The organism is Mycobacterium hackensackense (assembly GCF_025822555.1).
GTDB classification, from domain to species: Bacteria; Actinomycetota; Actinomycetes; order Mycobacteriales; family Mycobacteriaceae; genus Mycobacterium; species Mycobacterium fluoranthenivorans.
This window is the reverse complement of sequence record NZ_JACKUC010000028.1, coordinates 12,178-29,589: the sequence shown is the minus strand read 5'-3', so window position 1 is coordinate 29,589 and position 17,412 is coordinate 12,178. Positions and strand designations below refer to the sequence as shown.

General features: G+C 65.1%; 17 protein-coding genes and 1 pseudogene. 11 read left to right on the top strand and 7 right to left on the bottom strand.

Translation table 11 applies throughout. From position 1 onward, the window contains the following. Nucleotides 1-54: 54 nt before the first annotated feature. Both H7J86_RS01725 and H7J86_RS01720 read left to right on the top strand, forming a co-directional pair. Nucleotides 55-882 carry an NlpC/P60 family protein gene (locus H7J86_RS01725; protein WP_267288996.1) on the top strand — a complete coding sequence of 276 codons (828 nt, stop codon included), beginning with the start codon at nucleotides 55-57 and terminating at the stop codon, nucleotides 880-882. A 359-nt stretch (nucleotides 883-1,241) separates the two neighbouring features. Beyond that, nucleotides 1,242-1,760, top strand: coding sequence for a hypothetical protein (locus H7J86_RS01720; RefSeq protein ID WP_267288994.1), 519 nt, complete (start codon nucleotides 1,242-1,244; stop codon nucleotides 1,758-1,760). A gap of 72 nt (nucleotides 1,761-1,832) precedes the next feature. On the opposite strand, the pseudogene H7J86_RS01715 reads toward H7J86_RS01720, so the two are convergent. The 5 genes and pseudogenes from H7J86_RS01715 to H7J86_RS01695 all read right to left on the bottom strand — a co-directional run bounded on the left by H7J86_RS01715 (nucleotide 1,833) and on the right by H7J86_RS01695 (nucleotide 7,560). Next, nucleotides 1,833-2,731, bottom strand: a pseudogene (locus tag H7J86_RS01715) (universal stress protein). A gap of 128 nt (nucleotides 2,732-2,859) precedes the next feature. Next, on the bottom strand, nucleotides 2,860-4,221 hold the full coding sequence (locus H7J86_RS01710; protein WP_267288992.1) for a bifunctional lysylphosphatidylglycerol flippase/synthetase MprF: 1,362 nt from the start codon (nucleotides 4,219-4,221) through the stop codon (nucleotides 2,860-2,862). Between the two features lie 139 nt (nucleotides 4,222-4,360). Then, nucleotides 4,361-5,680 carry a wax ester/triacylglycerol synthase domain-containing protein gene (locus H7J86_RS01705; protein ID WP_267288990.1) on the bottom strand — a complete coding sequence of 440 codons (1,320 nt, stop codon included), beginning with the start codon at nucleotides 5,678-5,680 and terminating at the stop codon, nucleotides 4,361-4,363. Between the two features lie 53 nt (nucleotides 5,681-5,733). After that, nucleotides 5,734-6,027: a hypothetical protein gene (locus H7J86_RS01700; RefSeq protein WP_267288988.1), complete on the bottom strand. Its 294-nt coding sequence runs from the start codon at nucleotides 6,025-6,027 to the stop codon at nucleotides 5,734-5,736. A 168-nt stretch (nucleotides 6,028-6,195) separates the two neighbouring features. After that, a complete protein-coding gene (locus H7J86_RS01695; protein WP_267288986.1) occupies nucleotides 6,196-7,560 on the bottom strand; it encodes a WS/DGAT/MGAT family O-acyltransferase in 1,365 nt (454 codons plus the stop codon). A gap of 367 nt (nucleotides 7,561-7,927) precedes the next feature. On the opposite strand from H7J86_RS01695, the gene H7J86_RS01690 reads away from it, so the two are divergent. From H7J86_RS01690 to H7J86_RS33515, 7 genes are all read left to right on the top strand, one after another. After that, the gene (locus H7J86_RS01690; RefSeq protein WP_267288984.1) at nucleotides 7,928-8,605 is read left to right on the top strand and encodes a Crp/Fnr family transcriptional regulator; all 678 of its coding nucleotides are present in this window, start codon (nucleotides 7,928-7,930) and stop codon (nucleotides 8,603-8,605) included. Then, nucleotides 8,602-9,522 carry an NAD(P)H nitroreductase gene (locus H7J86_RS01685; protein WP_308204807.1) on the top strand — a complete coding sequence of 307 codons (921 nt, stop codon included), beginning with the start codon at nucleotides 8,602-8,604 and terminating at the stop codon, nucleotides 9,520-9,522. Before H7J86_RS01690 ends, H7J86_RS01685 begins: the two co-directional genes overlap by 4 nt. 203 nt (nucleotides 9,523-9,725) lie before the next feature. Continuing rightward, nucleotides 9,726-10,589 carry a universal stress protein gene (locus H7J86_RS01680; protein WP_267288982.1) on the top strand — a complete coding sequence of 288 codons (864 nt, stop codon included), beginning with the start codon at nucleotides 9,726-9,728 and terminating at the stop codon, nucleotides 10,587-10,589. 30 nt (nucleotides 10,590-10,619) lie between these two features. After that, entirely contained in the window at nucleotides 10,620-10,997 is a 378-nt protein-coding gene (locus H7J86_RS01675; RefSeq protein WP_267288980.1) for a BON domain-containing protein, read from the top strand. Next, on the top strand, nucleotides 10,994-11,815 hold the full coding sequence (locus H7J86_RS01670; protein WP_267288978.1) for a universal stress protein: 822 nt from the start codon (nucleotides 10,994-10,996) through the stop codon (nucleotides 11,813-11,815). Before H7J86_RS01675 ends, H7J86_RS01670 begins: the two co-directional genes overlap by 4 nt. A gap of 68 nt (nucleotides 11,816-11,883) precedes the next feature. Beyond that, nucleotides 11,884-12,693, top strand: coding sequence for an AMP-binding protein (locus tag H7J86_RS33520; RefSeq protein ID WP_372517206.1), 810 nt, complete (start codon nucleotides 11,884-11,886; stop codon nucleotides 12,691-12,693). A gap of 183 nt (nucleotides 12,694-12,876) precedes the next feature. Continuing rightward, nucleotides 12,877-13,656: an AMP-dependent synthetase/ligase gene (locus tag H7J86_RS33515; RefSeq protein WP_372517205.1), complete on the top strand. Its 780-nt coding sequence runs from the start codon at nucleotides 12,877-12,879 to the stop codon at nucleotides 13,654-13,656. An 8-nt stretch (nucleotides 13,657-13,664) separates the two neighbouring features. Here H7J86_RS33515 and H7J86_RS01660 read toward each other — a convergent pair whose 3' ends face one another. Both H7J86_RS01660 and H7J86_RS01655 read right to left on the bottom strand, forming a co-directional pair. Further along, nucleotides 13,665-14,810: a fatty acid desaturase family protein gene (locus H7J86_RS01660; RefSeq protein ID WP_267288976.1), complete on the bottom strand. Its 1,146-nt coding sequence runs from the start codon at nucleotides 14,808-14,810 to the stop codon at nucleotides 13,665-13,667. Nucleotides 14,811-14,955: 145 nt separating this feature from the next. After that, the gene (locus H7J86_RS01655) at nucleotides 14,956-15,156 is read right to left on the bottom strand and encodes a cold-shock protein (protein WP_267288974.1); all 201 of its coding nucleotides are present in this window, start codon (nucleotides 15,154-15,156) and stop codon (nucleotides 14,956-14,958) included. Between the two features lie 320 nt (nucleotides 15,157-15,476). Between H7J86_RS01655 and H7J86_RS01650 the strand changes: the two genes are divergently transcribed. Together H7J86_RS01650 and H7J86_RS01645 are read left to right on the top strand one after the other, a co-directional pair. Continuing rightward, entirely contained in the window at nucleotides 15,477-16,523 is a 1,047-nt protein-coding gene (locus tag H7J86_RS01650) for a zinc-dependent alcohol dehydrogenase (protein ID WP_267288972.1), read from the top strand. A 44-nt stretch (nucleotides 16,524-16,567) separates the two neighbouring features. Next, complete coding sequence (locus H7J86_RS01645) at nucleotides 16,568-17,380, top strand: ABC transporter permease (RefSeq protein WP_267289277.1); 813 nt, start codon at nucleotides 16,568-16,570, stop codon at nucleotides 17,378-17,380. Nucleotides 17,381-17,412 lie beyond the last annotated feature (32 nt).

Below are 17,412 nucleotides of genomic sequence, written 5' to 3'. Positions count from 1 at the left end.
TGATTAGGATCGGCCGGATTGACAGGGTCCGCACGAAAGAGTGGAGCTTCGGCGATGTACCGATTGGCGTTTCTCGTCCGGGTTCCGTCCGTCGCCTGCGTCATTGGCATCGCCGTGGCCGCGATATGGCCTGCCGGTATCTCTCACGGAGACACCAGCCAATCGTCGTATCACTACTCGTGCGACCAAGATTCGCTGACTGCCGATTTCGTCGCCCGTGACGCCCTGCCGCAAACGCAAGTCCCGCCCGACCACTGGTACCAGACCAATGCCGATGGGCACCACATCAATCAGGGCTGGGGGCCGGCGGCGGATGCTCTGCCGGCACCGGAGGTCCCCACGAACGCGGGATGCGATGCCTCCACCTGGAAGCGGGAACGGATCCTCGCCGTGGCGATGCGGTACATCAACAACCCCGATAACCCGCTCGGATTGCAGTATCGACATCACCACATTCCTGGCTGGAATCCCGCCACGTCGACGTATGCGGCTGCAGCTGAGGAGAATCCCGATGTGGATGCCCCCGATAAGACGATCGAGTGGGCCGCCGGTCCCGGCCTGGACTGTTCGAATTTCACCGCTTGGGTATACAACTACGGCTTGGGGATCAAGTTCAGCGGCGACGTGCACCAACAATTCGCAGGTACTGCTGGTCCGATGGGGCAGGCCATTTCCAGAGACGGTCCGTTCCAGCCTGGTGATCTGATATTCCTACATCCCAATGGGAATACCAACGAGGCCTCGCACGTCGTCATCTTCATCGACGACCAACACATCATCGACAGCCGAGTGAACGCACAGAACCTGGTCGGAATCCAGATCCGCAATCGCGAGGGTTGGTACCGGACTGCGGTACTGAGCGCCTACCGGCCGATCGGCTAGCCAAAAGTGCGGCGGGCACGCCAAAAGCGTTGCGCGTTCAGTGAGGAAGATGCAAAATATTGTCGCATGCGACAATTACGGGGGGTCGGGATGAGGGTTCGGATGCGCGGCGTAGCCGCGGCAATGATGTTGGCGGGGGGCACTCTCTTGGGTGCGCCGATCGCGCACGCGGGCCAGGTGGTCGACACGCCTCGGATCCCCACACCGGTACCGGCACCGCAGCCGTCGGTGCAGCTGTTGGATTGCCAGGGTTCCACTGGTGATCACGGCTGCGGCGCGGGCTTCTTCTGGCGCGACGGCTGGCACGGATTCGGTTGCTACCCATGCTGATACGACGGAACATGGGAAGACCCTCGGGCTTGCTCCTCGCGGCGTCGGCAAGCATCGCGACCGCGGTCCTGACTGCCCCGCCCGCCTTTGCAGACGCCGCCGACTATGACGGTTTGCCCGTCGATCCCAACGTGATCACAGATTCGGTTGCCTATCATTCCGATGCGCCGGTCATCGATCCCGACGGCACGCCTGGCATCGAGATCGTATACACCCATCGTGACGGCACCCGAGCCATCAGCGACAGGGTGCTGGTGCTTCCCGATCCCCAGGAGGCCATCGCGGCGCTCGACGTCCGTCGGGGCGACGCCCTTGCCGACATCCCGGGCGCAACGTCTCGCCCAATGGCGATCGGCCAGAACGGGACATTGATCACCGGCCGGGCAACCAATGGGCAGTCCGAGAGCGTTCTGCTCTTCACCCAGGGGCCCGCCGTCGCCGCCGTCAAGTTCAGCGGCGCCGCAAGTGATCCCGTGCCGCTAGATCTGGTCACCGACTACGGCAAGCAGCAAGACGCCAACATCCGTGCGGCGCTCAACACGCAGTAAGCAACACCGTCACCATCGGTTCCGAATGCGACACCGGAATTCCCTCCACGACAAGCCCGTTCGAATCTGTGGTCAGTCCGCTCGGGCGACGATCACCGGCATCCGGGCAGCATGGACCACCGCAGAACTGACCGAGCCGAGCAGCATTGCGCCGGCGCCGCCGCGGCCATGGCTACCGACCACGAGCAGCTGGCCTTATCGGCGTGGCTGAGCAGCTGTCGGGCGGGATGATTGCACTCCAGCACCGGGCGGACCGTCACCTCCGGGTGACGCTTCGTCCACTCCTTGAGGTGCTCGGCCAGCATGACTTCGGCCGTTCGTTGCAGGTCGCCCCAGTACGGCGTGGCCAGATCGTCGCTGCGGTCACTCCAGACGTGCACGGCGACAAGCTCCACACCCCGCCGGGTGGCCTCTTCGAAGGCGATCTCGGTTGCCAACTCGGAAGCGGGGGAACCGTCGATGCCCACCACCACCGGCGCGTGTGCCGGGTCGGGCATCAGCGGATCCTCGTCGCGGATGACCGCGACCGGGCAGTGCGCCCGGTGCACCAGGCCCGACGAGACGGACCCGAGGAGCAATCGGCCCACCCCGCCGAGCCCGCGGCAACCGACCACGACCATATCGGCGTCCGCGGACAACTCCACCAGCGCAGGAACCACGGGAGCCGACAGGAGCCGGCGCTCAACGACCACACTCGGGTGCTCGGAAAGGGCGTCGGCAACCACGCCGAGTGCATCGGTGAGGACCTTCTCCGCGAGCCGATCACGCTCTGCCCAGTACTCTTCCGAGATCGGTACGTCCATCCAGGAGACCATCGTGCCGGTCGGCACCACATGTACGACCGTGAGCGTGGCCCCGCGCAGCTCGGCATCCCGAGCCGCCCAATCGACGGCAACTCGGGATGCGGGCGATCCGTCGGCTGCCACGACGATGCCGAGTGGCTTTCCCTTCGATACTGCATCGGTGCTCATGACACGCTCCTTCGACACATCCAGGGCTCCCCGGTCTGCTGCCGATCACCAACAGCACCAACGCATCATGAATCAGCCGCGGTATCGGCGTCGAGAGTCGAAGGTCACCCAGTTCAGGTGTCCTCGCTTCAATCCCGCAGATCACGGTGTGGAGCGAATTCGAGTGCCATCAAGACCACCGCGGCGGGAAGAACACCGATCAAGGGAAGCAACACGTAGCGACGCTCCGACATCGCGTCGAACTTTCGCAGGTAGCGATACAGCGATTCGAGCTTGAGCACCCGATCGCCGGCATGGGCGAGCAGCCTGAGGACTCGCAGCGGCGCATTGGTGGAGGCACTTGCGAACAGGTCGGGAAACGGTGCGAAGGACAGCGAAACCCGTTGGAAATCATGCTCCTTTGCCCAGGCGATCATGTCCACGGCCAGCCGCTCGTCGACTCCGTTCGGCGCGTCCGGCCGCCGCCAGGGCAGATCCAAGCTCAGATCGCTCCCGTTGCCCGCACTGACATAGCGTTGAAATGCCTCGACTCGCCCGGCCTTGCCACGGGCGATGATCAGCAACACACCCGGGTAACGGCCCGACAGCGCACGACCGAGCATCATCGAGAAGCCGCGGTGCGTGTTCTTGTGCGATGTGTCGATCACTTCCAATAGTTCACGCTTGAGAGCGTCATCCAGATCGCGTTCCACGACGACTTCTGTTGTCACATGGGCATTGTGGGTGCGGTTGACCGCCTGCCGCAGATTCCGCTTCGATCTGCCGACCAGATCGAACCGATCGACATCGACGACAACGTCGCGACCGAACGAGATCGCCCGCAACCGCGGACCCGGAACCAGGTCGCTCTGCCACATGCCCACCTGGTGCGCAGACGCGCCCAGCACCACGATTCGCCAACCTTGGGCTCGGCATAGTGCGGCGAAATCGCCGACCACCTCGCCGTAGCAGGCCGGGTCGCCGATCGGATCGCCGCTGACCACGGCGAACCCGGCCACTGCGCGGTACGCCAATGCGCCAGCCCCGTCGCTGGAGAAGACGTAGCTCTTCCCCGGCGCCATCGCAAACGGTGCCAACGGATCGTCGCGCGTCTGGTCGACGAGCACCGACACCGCATCCAGTGCGGCCGGCTGATACCTGGAATCACTGGGCCACACAAAGACAACCGCCGCCGCAACGACACCCAGGAGCGCACCGCCGGGGTGCCCGCTGAGGCCGATGAACACCCCGGTAAGCACCAGTGCCCCGGCAAATCCCGCGTGCAGTGCGGTGAACGGGCGCCCGAGGACGCGCCCGTGCGCGACGATGACCGCCGCCGAGGACACGGCCACGAGGTCCATCCGGGTGACTCCGCGAGCGGTCTGACCGGCACGGTGCAGAGCGAACAGCAAGGCGGCCGCACAGACGGCGAGCAGGGCAACCCCGGCCCAGGAGATGGGCCGCCGCGCGCGTCCTGCCGGGACGCGGGTCGGCGTCGTCACCTCGGTCACGCAGTCCTCGTTCATACGCAGCACCGAATTCCTCGGATGACCTTCACCCCCGACTCTGCGAGCCTGCCAGCCGGGAGACACACCCGCTAGAGTCCAATGTCCTTGGTTCCGGCTCGCCCGAATACAAGAGTGCTCGAATTCAGGCACCGAGCGCGAGCACGTCGTCGAAACTCTCGATCAGGCAGTCGCGGAACGCCGCGACATCCGGGATGGCGGCGGTGTCGACATTGATACCGAAGGCGCAGACGTCACCGTAGCTCAAGAGCGTGATATTGACCGCCGTGCCCAGCGTCGGCGCGAACGCGTATTGCCCGCGCACCGCGGCACCGGCCAGGCTGACCGGCGTGGGGAATCCAGGCACATCGCTGGCCAGGAAATCGACGTTTTGAAACATTGACCGGGCATACCAGTCAGGCACGAGGTTCAGTGCACCGGCGATGAGGGGCGTGACCGGCACCGCCTTCTCCGCCCGTTGGGCGTCGGTCAGCTCATGGATCTTCCGGATGCGCAACGCGGAATCGGCCGGACCGGTGGGGACGGCGAACCGCATCAGGGTGGTCCGGTTGCCACCGACCTGGTCGGTCTTGGTGCGAAGGTTGATGGGCATCATCACCACCAACTCATCCACGGACACCCCGTGCTCGGCGTGGTAGCGCCCGAGACCGCCGGAAACCGCCGCGAGGAAGGCATCGTTGAGCGAGCCGCCGGCGGTCGCCGCGGCCCGGTGAAGTGCCTCCTTGGACACCTCATGCATGAGCAGCTGTCGAATGCTCCCGCGTTTCTGCATCATCGGCGATCTGCGGCGGCGCGGGCGGGTGGTCCGCCATACCGAGGCCGTCCACGCACCCGCCATGCCGAGCGTCGCCACCGGCCGCAACATCGCCTCGACGACGAGTGCCGGCCCGGCGCGCATCGATCCGAACAGCGCACCTGCGGCCATCCGCGTCAGCTGAAAAAGATCAGGTTGTTTCGGTGTCGGCAGCGGCCGCTCCGGAGCCAGGTCGTCGAACAGCAGCCGACCGATCTGCACCGCCCCGACACCATCGGTCAGCGCATGGTTCATCCGGCAGAGCAGGGCCGCTCCCCCTCCGGCCATTCCCTCGATGAGGGTTGCCTCCCACAGCGGATGAGCCGCGTCGAAGTCGGCCATCGCGGCGAGCCGCGCCAACTCCAGGACCCCGTCGAGGTCTCCCGTACTGGGCGCGCCCACCCGGCGTAGATGGAAAGCGAGGTCGAACTCGGGATCGGGTTCCCAGCGTGGTGGTGCCGGCCACGGTGACGGCACCACACGCTTGCGGAACATCGGCGCCATGCGGCTGATGGCCTCGAACCGATCAGCCACGCAGGCGAAGTCCGGTGTGCTGTCGAGCAGAATCAGCGTCACGATCGTCGATCTGAATCGTGCGTCGGTCCCGATCGACCAGATGAACGCGTCGCTGCTCCTCAGGAAGGCGACCATGACGCGTCCCCTCTCAGTCGAGACAATAACGCCGGGCCACAGCCCCGCGCGTGTTACTTCTGGTCGCCGTCGGACCGCGTCAGTGCCCGGTCGGCACTGCGAATGAGCTTGCGGTTGAACTGATACTGGGCGGCGGCCAGGGTGTCGGCCAGATCGATCGCGGCGTCGATGATCTTCGTCCGGAGCGGCTGGACCGCCTCCGGGATCGCCTCGTCGACGGTGCGGCTGAACTTGCGCAGGGCCTCCGCCGCTGCGTGCTCGCCTGTCCGGGCCGACTCACGAACTTCGTCGAACAGTTCGGCCGGCTGCGTTTCAGGGGATTTTTGTTCCGTTGTCGTCTCGGTCATTTCGGCTCCTTGTCGGTGGTTGTTCCTGCCGCCGCCAACGCTATTCGCCTGGTTCTCGTCCCGATAGCGACCAAGGTCCCTAGGTGTCGCGGAAGTTGGTCCTCGCCGGGCGTCGGCAGCTTCGAAGCCCCCCGGGCCGCTCATCTTCCTTTCGTGTCGGGTCCGCTGCTATGGATGTCCGGCCAGTGCGGCAAGCCGGTCAACCGCCAGTTCGATTCCCCGCGCCAGCTCATCGACATCCGGGGCGGCGTCGTAGTCGGCGGTGATGCCGAAGTACAGACTGTCGGCGTAGCTCAGAATCGCGATACCCGTGCGCAACTGGAGCGCGATGGGCGGAATGGGGAGTATTCGCGCCACCCTGCAGCCCATGATCTTCAGGCGCCGGCGCGGCCCGGGCACGTTGGTTGCGAACGTCACGACACCTCGTTGCGGGAGCCGCATCAATGCTCTGGCCGCCCACGCCGTCAGGGCGAAGGGCAGTGCGCCGACCGCGGTGACGAAGATGCTCACCGCCTCACGTTGGCCGGCCTTCTTCGACCTCGTCAGTCGGTGGCGCACTGATTGAAGCTGTTCCAACGGATCGTCTTGGTCGACAGGGAGCAACGGAAGCATCAGCGACACCCGATTGTCGGTGAGATTCATTGCGTCGCTGGTGCGTACGGACACCGGTACCAAGGTCCGAAGCGAGGTCTTCTGCGGCTCTTCTCCGCGGCGAATCAGGGCATCCCGGTAGCTGGAGGTGATGGCGGCCAGGGCGACGTCGTTGAGCGTGACATCGAACCTGCCCTGAATTCGCTCCACGTCGCGGAGACGAACATGTGCGGCGCTGAACCGCCTCATCGTCGTCACCGGCCCCGTCAACGACGATTCTGCTGCCGGGTTCAGCAATCCCCCGATGATCTGCAATGCACCTGCGACCGACCGAGACGCCGTGTCTGTCAGGGTGGTGGCGACTTGCCAGAGTGCACCCGGCCATTCCAGCGGATTCAGCGCCACGCCACGTACGTCGGGGGCGCCGGCAGTCACTCTGGACGCCCGGATGTCGGTGGCGAACGTGTCCGGGCTCCGCGAATCACTGAGGCCGGCGAACATCTGCATGGTCGCGATACCGTCGGCGATGCAGTGGTGCATCTTCATCAGCAGACCCCAGTGGCCACCGGCCACGCCTTCGATGATCCAGCACTCCCACAGCGGCCGGTCCCGGTCGAGCCGGCGTTCCATGACGTCGTCGACGAACCGGAACAATGCCTGGTCGTCACCATCGTGCGGAAGGGCGGCCCGATGAATGTGGCGATGCGGGTCGAACGTGGGATCCTCCGCCCAGTGCGGGGCACCCAGATCGAGACGATGCACCTGCAACACCTGCCGGAAGCGCTCGACTCGGGCGACCCGCTCCGCGATCGCGGCGGCAACGCTGTCGAATTCGGGCATCGGGCCATCGATCACCGCCACCGCCCCGAGGGCAAGGCTCACGTGCCGGTCGGAATCCTCGGCTTCGAGAAACGCCGCATCCAGCGGCGATAGTCGTTCCATGCGACGACTGTTCGCCGTCCACGGCTGAACGCACAGAGGCGAAAGTCACCGATCCGCTGGGCGATTCCACCCGCGGCAGATGACGCGACAGAGGACTTTCGGCCCTGCTGTGGACAGATGCACCGGCTGCATCATGGTCCTTGCCGATGGACGCCGCGTAGAAAAGGCCTCAGCTGTGAAGTACACCTATCGACCGTGCTCCCAACCGCCGTTGGTGCGCGCGGCCCGGGGCGATCAGCAACTCGCGACGGTGGCACAGCTTCCGTCGCCCTGTGCGACGGGCCCGTCCTCAGCCTGGGCAAGCGTCCTGTCACACAGTTGGCTGCTCGACGAGCCGACAGCTCTAGACGCCCTTCGTATCGACGAGGTGTTCGGAACGAATTTCCATCTCGCGGATTTCCCGTCGGGTAAGCAGATCTACCACCAAGGCGATCCTGGCGACCGGGTGTACGTGATCATCTCGGGCTTGGTCAAGGTGTCGTGCACGCTGGCGAACGGAAGCGAAGTGGTGCGGGGGTTGATGGGTGCCGGCGACGTGGTCGGCGAACTCGCGGTCTTCGATCCCGGTCCACGCAGCCAGACCGCGACGTGCCAAACCCTGGTTCGGGCAGCGTGGTTGACCAGGGAGTCGGTTCGCCGGCTGACGCGACAGCATCCCGACCTCGCCCAACGCTGGTTGCAGGCACTCGCTGCGCACATACGCAGCCGCGAAGCGGAAATCACCAATATGATCGCCGCCGACGTCTCTACCCGGGTAGCCCGCCAAATCGTCCTGCTGGCCGAGCGATTCGGCGAGAGTGCCGACGGGTATGTGCGCGTACGGCACACACTCACGCGTCATGAGTTCGCTCAGCTCGCCGGCGCGAGACGGGAGGCGGTGAGCCAGGCACTCGCGAAGTTCGTCGAGCGCGGCCTGCTCATCACCACACCGGGTGGCTTCGACATCCTCGAGCTGAGCGAACTGCGACGCCGCGCCCACTCGGCGTTCCCACAACTCGGGACATCGATCATCGGGCGATTCGACACCGCGGTGGCGGGGCGATGACGGCCATGCCGAGCGCGATGCTGCCACCGCGACTGCTCAGTGACGCTGTGGAGATGGCGTGCCGCGCTCCGTCCCTGCACAACAGCCAGCCGTGGCGCTGGGTCGCCGAAGGGACGTCGACGCTCAGCCTCTACGCCGAGCCCGGTCGCGCGCTGACCGCGTTGGATCCACTGGGACGTGAGATCTACCTGAGTTGCGGTGCGGCCCTGGATCATCTGGTGGTTGCGCTGGCCGCCGCGGGATGGGTCGCCGATGTGCGGCGGTTTCCTGATCCCGCTGCCCCACTGCACCTGGCCGAGATCCACTTCCGTCCGGTCGTCGGTGATGTATCGATACACGCGTGTGAGCGGGCTGAAGCCATCCTGGCGCGTCACACCGACCTGCACCCCTTCGCGGCTCCGGCCGAATGGCCGAGACTCGAAGTGACACTGCGCCAAACGGTCATTCCCTATCACGTCATGTTCGACACGGTGCTCCCACCGGATAGACCCCGACTGGCCGAAGCGTGGCAGCTCGCCGAAGAATTGAACCCCGCGGATCACCGCTGTCAAGCCGAATCATGTTGGTGGGAATCTGAACTCGACCACTCGGAGACCGTAGTACTGTCTACGTCCCACGAGGATTCTCGCCACGATCTGCTGCGCTGCGGCGAGGCGCTGTCAGCCGTCCTGCTCGACTGCACGATGGCCGGCCAGGCCACCTGCACCCTGTCTCATATGACCGAGCTTGCGCAGCCCCGGGAACTCCTGCGGGCCCTCATCGACCAGCGCGGTACACCGCAAGTGCTGATCAGAGTGGGTCAGGCAGAAGCCAAGCCCGGTTTCACCATGACCCCGCGCAAGTCCCTGGCACAGGTGATGGACTTTCAGCCCGAGGCCCCGCGCCTCCACGCTTCAACGACGAGCGTTGAGAGCTGATCCGATTCGCCAAACAGGCATCGATACAGCGAACCCGTGCCGCCATCTCTGGGTGGCCATCGCTTTCGACGTGTCGTGGGAACTCGTCATGATGGCCCGGCGAAGACCTTCGGCGGTACGTCGGTGACCAAAGACTCCAGTGCACAGAGGTCCGGGTTCGTAACGTCAATTCCGAACTCGACTCCGGTACGAGAGGACGCGAAATGTCAGAGGTCACGACCAAACCGGTCATCGTCGGCATCGATGGCTCCGACCAGGCCCAATATGCGGCGGTATGGGCAGTCGATGAGGCATTGCGGCGACATGCCGTGCTGAAGCTGATCTATGTCGTGCGCACCGACCTCACCGGCACGCTGTCGGCCAGTGAATACGAGGCCGATGTGGACTCCGCCAAAGCTGCGCTGACGGCTGCGCGTACCGCGATAGCCAAGCGCAACCCGAGCGTGGTGGTGGAGACCTCCATCGCCGAAGGTTCCCCTGCCGGCGTTCTGCTGGCCGAATCCCCGGATGCCGGGCTGATCTGTATCGGATCGTCCGGGATAGGCCGGATCAGCAGGGCCATCCTAGGGTCGACGGCGGCCTCCGTCGCCGAGGAAGCCGCGTGCGCCGTGGTCGTCGTCCGCGGTGCAGAAAGCACCGTCGCACACCACGAGCCACTGCGCTGGATCGTCGTGCCGGTCACCCGTCACACGGAGGACAACCGCACCGTCATCACCGAAGCCATCGCCGAGGCGCGGTACCGGAGATGGCCCATGCTGGCCGTCGGGACGCACACTCCCCACGGCGACAACGCCACCAGCGACGAACTCGACCAGCTCGTGGCCGACTGGCAGCGGCAGTTCCCGGACGTCCACGTCTATCCGATCTCGTGCGATACCGACGTGGCGCAATTCCTGCGGAACAGCCCCGATATCAACGGTCTCGTCGTCCTCGACGCCGCCCGGTCAACCGAGCTGGCGCAGATCATCGGTGGAGTGACACACGCGCATCGAGCGGACCTCGCCGTACTGGTGGCCTGCGAGAATGCCGATGTACGCGTGACACACGCACCTGCCCGACACCGCTGACGACATGTATCGACTCAGAGGAGATTCCACATGACCCTCACCAGCCGCACTCCCACCCGCTCCGATCCCGAGGTGAGGGCCGCTGTCACGGCCGAGTTGGAGTGGGCTCCCGACATGGTGGCCGCCCATATCGGAGTGACCGCCGACCATGGCGTGGTCGTACTGACAGGCGACGTCGACAAGTATTGCGAACGGACCGCCGCGAGTGAGGCCGCGCTTCGCGTGCGCGGTGTCACCGCCGTCGTCAACGAGATTCGGGTGCGCCCGAAGTCGACGTACACGCTCGGCGAGACCGACATCGCCGCCTGGTCATCACCACATGTGAGTGAGGTCTTCAAGTACATCGTGGTCAAGGAGCCCGCGGCTCATGGGAACTCTCTTGGCTCCACTGCAAGGGGGACGAAATGAACGACAGTCGACCAGGCGCCGCGGTGGTGGTCGGCATCGACGGGTCGCACGCCGCCGTCGAGGCCGCCGTATGGGCGATCGACGAGGCCGTCGCACGACACGTACCGCTGCGACTTGTCCATGTCGCCGACCCCGAATCCAGTGTGTCGCGGTCCGCCGGTGAGGTCCCGCTGGGTGTCGAATACGGCGAGACGGTACTGCGGCAAGCCCACACCGCGATCACGCGATCCGGCAAAGATGTGAAGGTCGAGACGGTTGTTGTCGGAGGAGATCCGGCGCAGATACTGCTGGCCGAGTCACGTACCGCGGAACTGGTGTGCGTCGGCTCCTCAGGCATCGGCGCCGTAGCCAAGACCCTGTTGGGTAGCGTCGCCGCGACGTTGACCGAGAACGCATCCTGTCCGGTCGCGGTGATCCGGTCCTGCGACGATGGCCGGCGATCCGTCGGCGCCGCGATCGCCGTGGCCGTCCGGGCATCTCCCCAGGACGAGGCTGCTGTGGTGGCCGCGATGCAGGAGGCCCGCGTGCGCGGCAGTTCACTGCTGGCGATCGGGCTGTGGGAGGAGGGCACCGATCTTCTCCCCCACGAGGAATTAGACGAACTGGTGCAGACGTGGCGGCAACGCTATCCCGACATTTGCGTGCAACCGGTCACGACCCGATCCGGCTTGGCCCGATTCCTCGAGGACGAGGACGCACCCGTCGCGATGGTCGTGATCAACGCCGAGGATGCGAGTCGGGTCGCAGACATCATCGGACCGCGCGGTCACCCCATCTTCAAGCATCCCGCATGCTCAGTGCTCGTGGTGAGGCATTGAGCTCCCTCAAGAATCGATCAACGGCGATGTCTCACATCCACACTCGTACCGACTGCGACGTCCCCAGCGTGGGGGCCCTCTTCCTCGACCGGGTGCGCACCTCGGCCGACCGGGAAGCATTCCGATATCGAGAAGGCCCGAACTGGACGTCGATGACCTGGGCCGATGCGGCCGCCCGCGTGGAAGCGCTGGCTGCGGGTCTACTGGCGCTGGGGATTGCACCCGAACAGCGCGTCGGCATTGCCTCGAGCACCCGCATCGAATGGGTCCTGGCCGACCTCGCCGTCATGTGCGCCGGCGCGGCGACCACCACCGTCTACGCCAACACCAAGGCCGAAGACACCGCCTACATCCTCGGCGATGCCGAGTGCCGCGTCGTGTTCGCCGAGAATCCCACTCAGCTGGCGAAGTTGGCCGCGCACCGCCACGAGTTGGCCGAACTCTCCCATGTCGTCCTCTTCGACGGGATCGCCGACGACGACTGGGCCATGACACTCGATGACCTGGCCGCACTGGGTGCCCAGCACCTTCGGGCGCACCAGGAGTGTGTCCGAGACGCCGTCGAGGCGACCACATCCGACCGACTTGCCACCGTCATCTACACATCTGGCACCACCGGAGTCCCCAAAGGGGTGCGCCTGCGCCACGGTGCGTGGGTGTATCAGGGGGCGGCGGTGGCGGCCCTGGACGTCCTGGGCACCGATGACCTCCAACTGCTCTGGCTTCCGTTGGCGCACTCCTTCGGCAAGGTCCTGCTCGCAGCCCAGCTCTCATGTGGATTCGCCAGCGCAATCGACGGCCGGTTGGACGCGATCGCGGCCAACTGTGCCGAGGTACGGCCCACCTTCATGGCCGGGGTACCACGGGTCTTCGAATAGGCCCACTCCCGACTGCTGACGACGGCACAATCGCGGGGGACGCTCACACGCACCCTGCTCACTCGAGCGCTGCACGTCGCCCAGGCCGTGGGCAACCTACGACGAGCCGGCACAGCGGTTCCGCTCAGGCTCAGAGCCGAGCACGCGCTGTGGGACCGATCGCTTCTCGCCAAGCTGCGCAACGTGTTCGGTGGCCGAATACGGTTCTTCGTCTGCGGCTCCGCCCCGCTGAACCGCGAGATCGAAGAGTGGTTTCTCGACGCCGGCATGCTCCTCCTGGAGGGCTACGGGCTGACCGAGACTTCGGGCGGCGCGTGTATCAACACTCCTGCCCAGTACAAGCTGGGCACGGTCGGGCGCCCCCTGCCCGGTACGCTGGTCCGCATCGGGGACGACGACGAGATTCAGATCCTCGGCCCCAATGTCATGGATGGCTATCACGGCTTGGAGTCGCTCAGCGCCGAAGCGTTCACCGATGACGGCTGGCTGCGTACGGGTGACTGCGGCGATATCGACGCCGACGGCTTCCTCACGGTCACCGGCCGGATCAAGGACATGTTCAAGACCTCGGGCGGGAAGTACGTGGCGCCCACGGCAATCGAAGCAAAGTTCGTCGCGCTGTGCCCGTACGTGAGTCAGTTCCTGGTGTTCGGCGAGTCCCGCCGATACTGTGTCGCCCTGATCGCGTTGGACCCCGAAGCCATCGGAGTATGGGCTGGCGGCCACGGCCTCGCCGAGGCCAGTTACGACGAGCTGACGGAGGCACCAGCGGTCCACGCCCTCATCGACAACTACGTTTCGCGGCTCAATCGCGATCTCAACAGCTGGGAGACCATCAAGAAATGGGCGATTCTCAACCGTGATCCGTCCGTGGAGACCGGTGAACTCACGCCGTCCCTGAAAGTCAAGCGCCCCATCGTCTTCGCACGGAACCGCGAACTGCTCGAGTCCTTGTACCAGTGACACGGCACTCAGGTCAGCAGACCTCCGCCGGCAAGGGCGAAAACCGCAGCCTTCCGTGTCTCAGGCGGGGTCGGAACTTCCCGCAGCGGTGGCGGGGCCGGGCGATCGGGCAGCGCCAGCCTGTTGATGGTCCGCAAGGTGGAAAGGTACTGCTGTGCCAGCGAACCCGTGTTGTAGGGCAAGCCGTACTTGTCGCAGAGGGTCCGCACCTGGGCTGCGATCTCGGCCAGACGGTTGCTCGGCAGGTCGGGGAAGAGGTGGTGCTCGATCTGGTAACACAGGTTGCCACTCGAAAAAGCCAGCAGTGGACCGGCATTGAAGTTCGCCGACCCCAGCATCTGCCGCAGGTACCATTCGGGTCTGGTTTCATGGTCGAGCACCTCGGGCGTGAACTTCTCAGTGCCATCCGGGAAGTGACCACAGAAGATGACCACGTATGTCCAGAGATTACGCAGCAGGTTGGCCACGATGTCGGCCCCGAGGGTTCGGCGCCAGCGTGATCCGCTGAGGGCTGGGAACAGCACGTAATCCTTGAGCGATTGGCGGGCGATCTTGCCCATCAACGCCGACTTCTGGGCGGACTTCACGGTGCGTTCGCCTTTCAGGTCGATACCGTGCAGCGCGATACCCCACTCAAAGGTCAGGGCCAGCAGAACATTCTGCAGCGGCTGCAGCAGATACCGTCGCCGCCACGGCTGATCGCGGGTCACTCGCATCACCCCGAAGCCCAGATCATCGTCCTCGCCGAGCACGTTGGTGAAAACGTGGTGGCGGTAGTTGTGTGAGGTCTTCCACTGCGCAGAAGGGGCAACCATGTCCCACTCCCAGGTGGTCGAGTGAATCTCCGGGTCATTCATCCAGTCCCACTGCCCGTGGGACACGTTGTGGCCGATCTCCATGTTCTCGACGCTCTTGGAATAGGCCAGCGCAGCGGTACCCAGGGCCCAGCCGGTTTTCGACCGGCTTCCGGCGATGAGAAATCGCGCCGCGAGGCCGAGTATCCGTTGGAACCTGATGGTGCCCCGAATGTAGGCGGCATCAGGTGCTCCGAGCGAATCCTCGACGCTGCGCCGGATGGCATCGAGTTCATCGCCGAGATTCTGGATATCGTTCGGGCTCAAGTGCTTATAGCGATCAAGATTGGTGATGGCCATGGCGATGCTGTCCTCGGTCGTGCGAATGAGACGGGCCAGAATCTGGCCTTCATTGATCGAGCAGCTGCGGTGAGTCGCCGATCACGGTGGAAATGGCACCCGCGCGTGACGCGCGGGTCCCACTTCCGTCATGGCGCGTGGAGGGTCAGAGTGCCCGAACTCGGCTGGCCTGCGCGCCCTTGGCGCCCTGGGTGAGTTCGAACTCGACCCGTTGATTCTCTTCGAGGCTGCGAAAGCCGCCGCCATCGATCTCGGAATAGTGGACGAACACATCCGGGCCCTCGGCCTGAGCGATGAAGCCGAAGCCCTTCTCAGCGTTGAACCACTTCACAGTTCCCTGTGTCATTTGCTTCTCCTTGTCAGGATTGCGGCCCGCACTGTGCGGACCGGCAGCCGATTGGTTGAGACGGCTGCTTCTGAGTTGTCCTGCAACAAGAAAAAGACGCCCGCACCAAGTTCTGCGCGAGCGTGTACGAACACGAACACTTGAAACCATCGACCTGATAAGTACAACGCCGACCGACTGGGGTTAGTTCCCGTCGAACCCCTCCCGCCGGGAATAGCGAAGAGTTTTCCGTGCAAGAGACTTCCGGCCCTAGTGCCGACCGTCACCGGATGGTCCGATCAACGAGGGTCTCTGACGACAACTACTCGCAATGGGGCAACATGACTCACCTTCCCGTCCAACGCGGACCGCGGTCACCGCTGCACGATGTCTCGGGCGTATCCCCTCGGTGGTCCACCACGCCGGCCACAGCCTCGATGCCGGCGATCTGCGTGCTGGCCAACGGCGAGTTGGCGGTCCAACAGCGCGCCGTGCCCACCCCGGGGGCCGGCGAACTGCTGTTGCGGACCGTCGTCTCCGCGCTGTGCGGCACCGACCTGCACCATTTCCGCGGGGCACAGTCGTACGGGAACGGCACCGACGTGTTCGGCCACGAATCAGTCGCGGTGGTGCAACGTTGCGATTCCGGCCGGTTCGCCCAAGGCGACCGTGTTCTGCACGTGCCCTTCCCCACCAACGGCAAGGTCTTCGCGCCCTACCAACTCGCTCGGGAGACCAACGTCGTGCCGATTCCCGCCGGGCTGCCGTCGGAGATCGGCGTTTTCGGGCAGCAGCTCGGCACGGTGATCTACGCGCTGCGCAACTTCTGGCCTTCGACGCAGCCGCCCCGCAGCGCGTTCGTCGCCGGTGCCGGACCGGCCGGTCTGATGTTCATCCAGTTGCTCCGCGAGCGCGGTTGTGAACAGATCTACGTGTCCGAGCCGAATGAGCATCGCTGCCTCCTGGCGACATCCTTCGGCGCAGTCCCCGACGAGGACGCCGCTCCCCCGGTCGAGCTCAGCGTCGACGCCTCCGGCATGCCGGGCGTACGCCGTAAGTGCTGGCAGCGCACCGCCCCCTTCGGCACCGTGGGGATCTACGGACTCCCCGACGACGAACCCGGCGACCTGGAGGTGTCCGTACTGGGTCTGGTGGCCAAGAATCTCCGCCTGGTCGGAGCGATCGGTTCGCAAGCAGAGCCCGGCCTGCCGTCCTTCCATGATGCGCTCGACCTGCTCGCCGCCCGCCGCATCGAGGTCGACCGGCTCATCTCGCACCGCATCGGCCTCGACAGGCTGCCCCAGATCGCTCCACGCGCCGCCCGCGTCGAGGACGGGATCGTCAAAGTTCTCGTCGACTTCGACGCACCCACGCCGGCTCACAGGTAGTTCCCGCGGGTGTCACGCTCTGACGCCCGGACAGCTGCAGGAGAATCCACGGGGTGCAGCTGTCGCCACACCTCGTAGGCCCGACACTGATGGTCGTGTGCGCGGCCATGGTGCTCGCCGCCTCGGCCATCTACTGGTCAACAGCGCTCGGTTCGGCGTGGACGGTGCCACGCGCCGCGGTGCGTGCAGTACTACAACTTGTTGCGGTCGCCGCCATTCTGGCTTCCGCGCTGAGTAACCTGCGGACATCACTCGTGGTGTTGGGCATCATGTTCGTCGCCGCCACGGTGACCTCGGCGCGCCGCAGCCGATCCAACCGTTCCTGGCTACTCGCGATAGCTCTCGCGACAGGCATGATCTCGGTGGTGCCACTGCTGCTTTCGACCGGGCTGGTGCCGATGACCGGTATCGCCATCGTGCCCATCGCCGGCATCCTACTGGGGAGCACCATGACCGCCGTCGCGGTCGCCGCGCGGCGGGCACTCGACACACTGGCCTCCCGCGCCGGCGAGGTCGAGGCATTACTCAGCCTGGGATTCAGCGACCGCCTGGCGCGGATGGAGATCATCGGTCCTACTGCCGCGGACGCACTCCTGCCCAACCTCGACCAAACCAGGACGGTGGGTGTGGTGACCCTGCCCGGTGCCTTCGTCGGGGTGCTGCTCAGTACCGGATCTGCGATGCAAGCCGGCGCAGTACAGATCCTGATCCTGGTGTCGATACTGCTGTCGCAAACCTGCGCAGTCGCCGTAACGCTGGAGTTGATCGCATCGGGCAAGATCAACCGCACCGACCGAGCTCAAGATTCGCGGTGGCGACGGTGGAGCCCACCAACCAGACGATCAGGGCCTTCATAAGCGGCCTACTTCTGTTGTGTCACAACGGGATA

What these genes read in the sequence shown, in the direction of transcription:
- H7J86_RS01675 (WP_267288980.1), top strand. Translation starts at nt 10,620, where the DNA reads ATGACCCTCACCAGCCGCACTCCCACCCGCTCCGATCCCGAGGTGAGG.
- H7J86_RS01725 (WP_267288996.1), top strand. Translation starts at nt 55, where the DNA reads ATGTACCGATTGGCGTTTCTCGTCCGGGTTCCGTCCGTCGCCTGCGTC.
- H7J86_RS01705 (WP_267288990.1), bottom strand. Translation starts at nt 5,680, where the DNA reads ATGGTCGCCTTCCTGAGGAGCAGCGACGCGTTCATCTGGTCGATCGGG.
- H7J86_RS01700 (WP_267288988.1), bottom strand. Translation starts at nt 6,027, where the DNA reads ATGACCGAGACGACAACGGAACAAAAATCCCCTGAAACGCAGCCGGCC.
- H7J86_RS01660 (WP_267288976.1), bottom strand. Translation starts at nt 14,810, where the DNA reads ATGGCCATCACCAATCTTGATCGCTATAAGCACTTGAGCCCGAACGAT.
- H7J86_RS01650 (WP_267288972.1), top strand. Translation starts at nt 15,477, where the DNA reads ATGACTCACCTTCCCGTCCAACGCGGACCGCGGTCACCGCTGCACGAT.
- H7J86_RS01695 (WP_267288986.1), bottom strand. Translation starts at nt 7,560, where the DNA reads ATGGAACGACTATCGCCGCTGGATGCGGCGTTTCTCGAAGCCGAGGAT.
- H7J86_RS01670 (WP_267288978.1), top strand. Translation starts at nt 10,994, where the DNA reads ATGAACGACAGTCGACCAGGCGCCGCGGTGGTGGTCGGCATCGACGGG.
- H7J86_RS01685 (WP_308204807.1), top strand. Translation starts at nt 8,602, where the DNA reads ATGACGGCCATGCCGAGCGCGATGCTGCCACCGCGACTGCTCAGTGAC.
- H7J86_RS01655 (WP_267288974.1), bottom strand. Translation starts at nt 15,156, where the DNA reads ATGACACAGGGAACTGTGAAGTGGTTCAACGCTGAGAAGGGCTTCGGC.
- H7J86_RS01680 (WP_267288982.1), top strand. Translation starts at nt 9,726, where the DNA reads ATGTCAGAGGTCACGACCAAACCGGTCATCGTCGGCATCGATGGCTCC.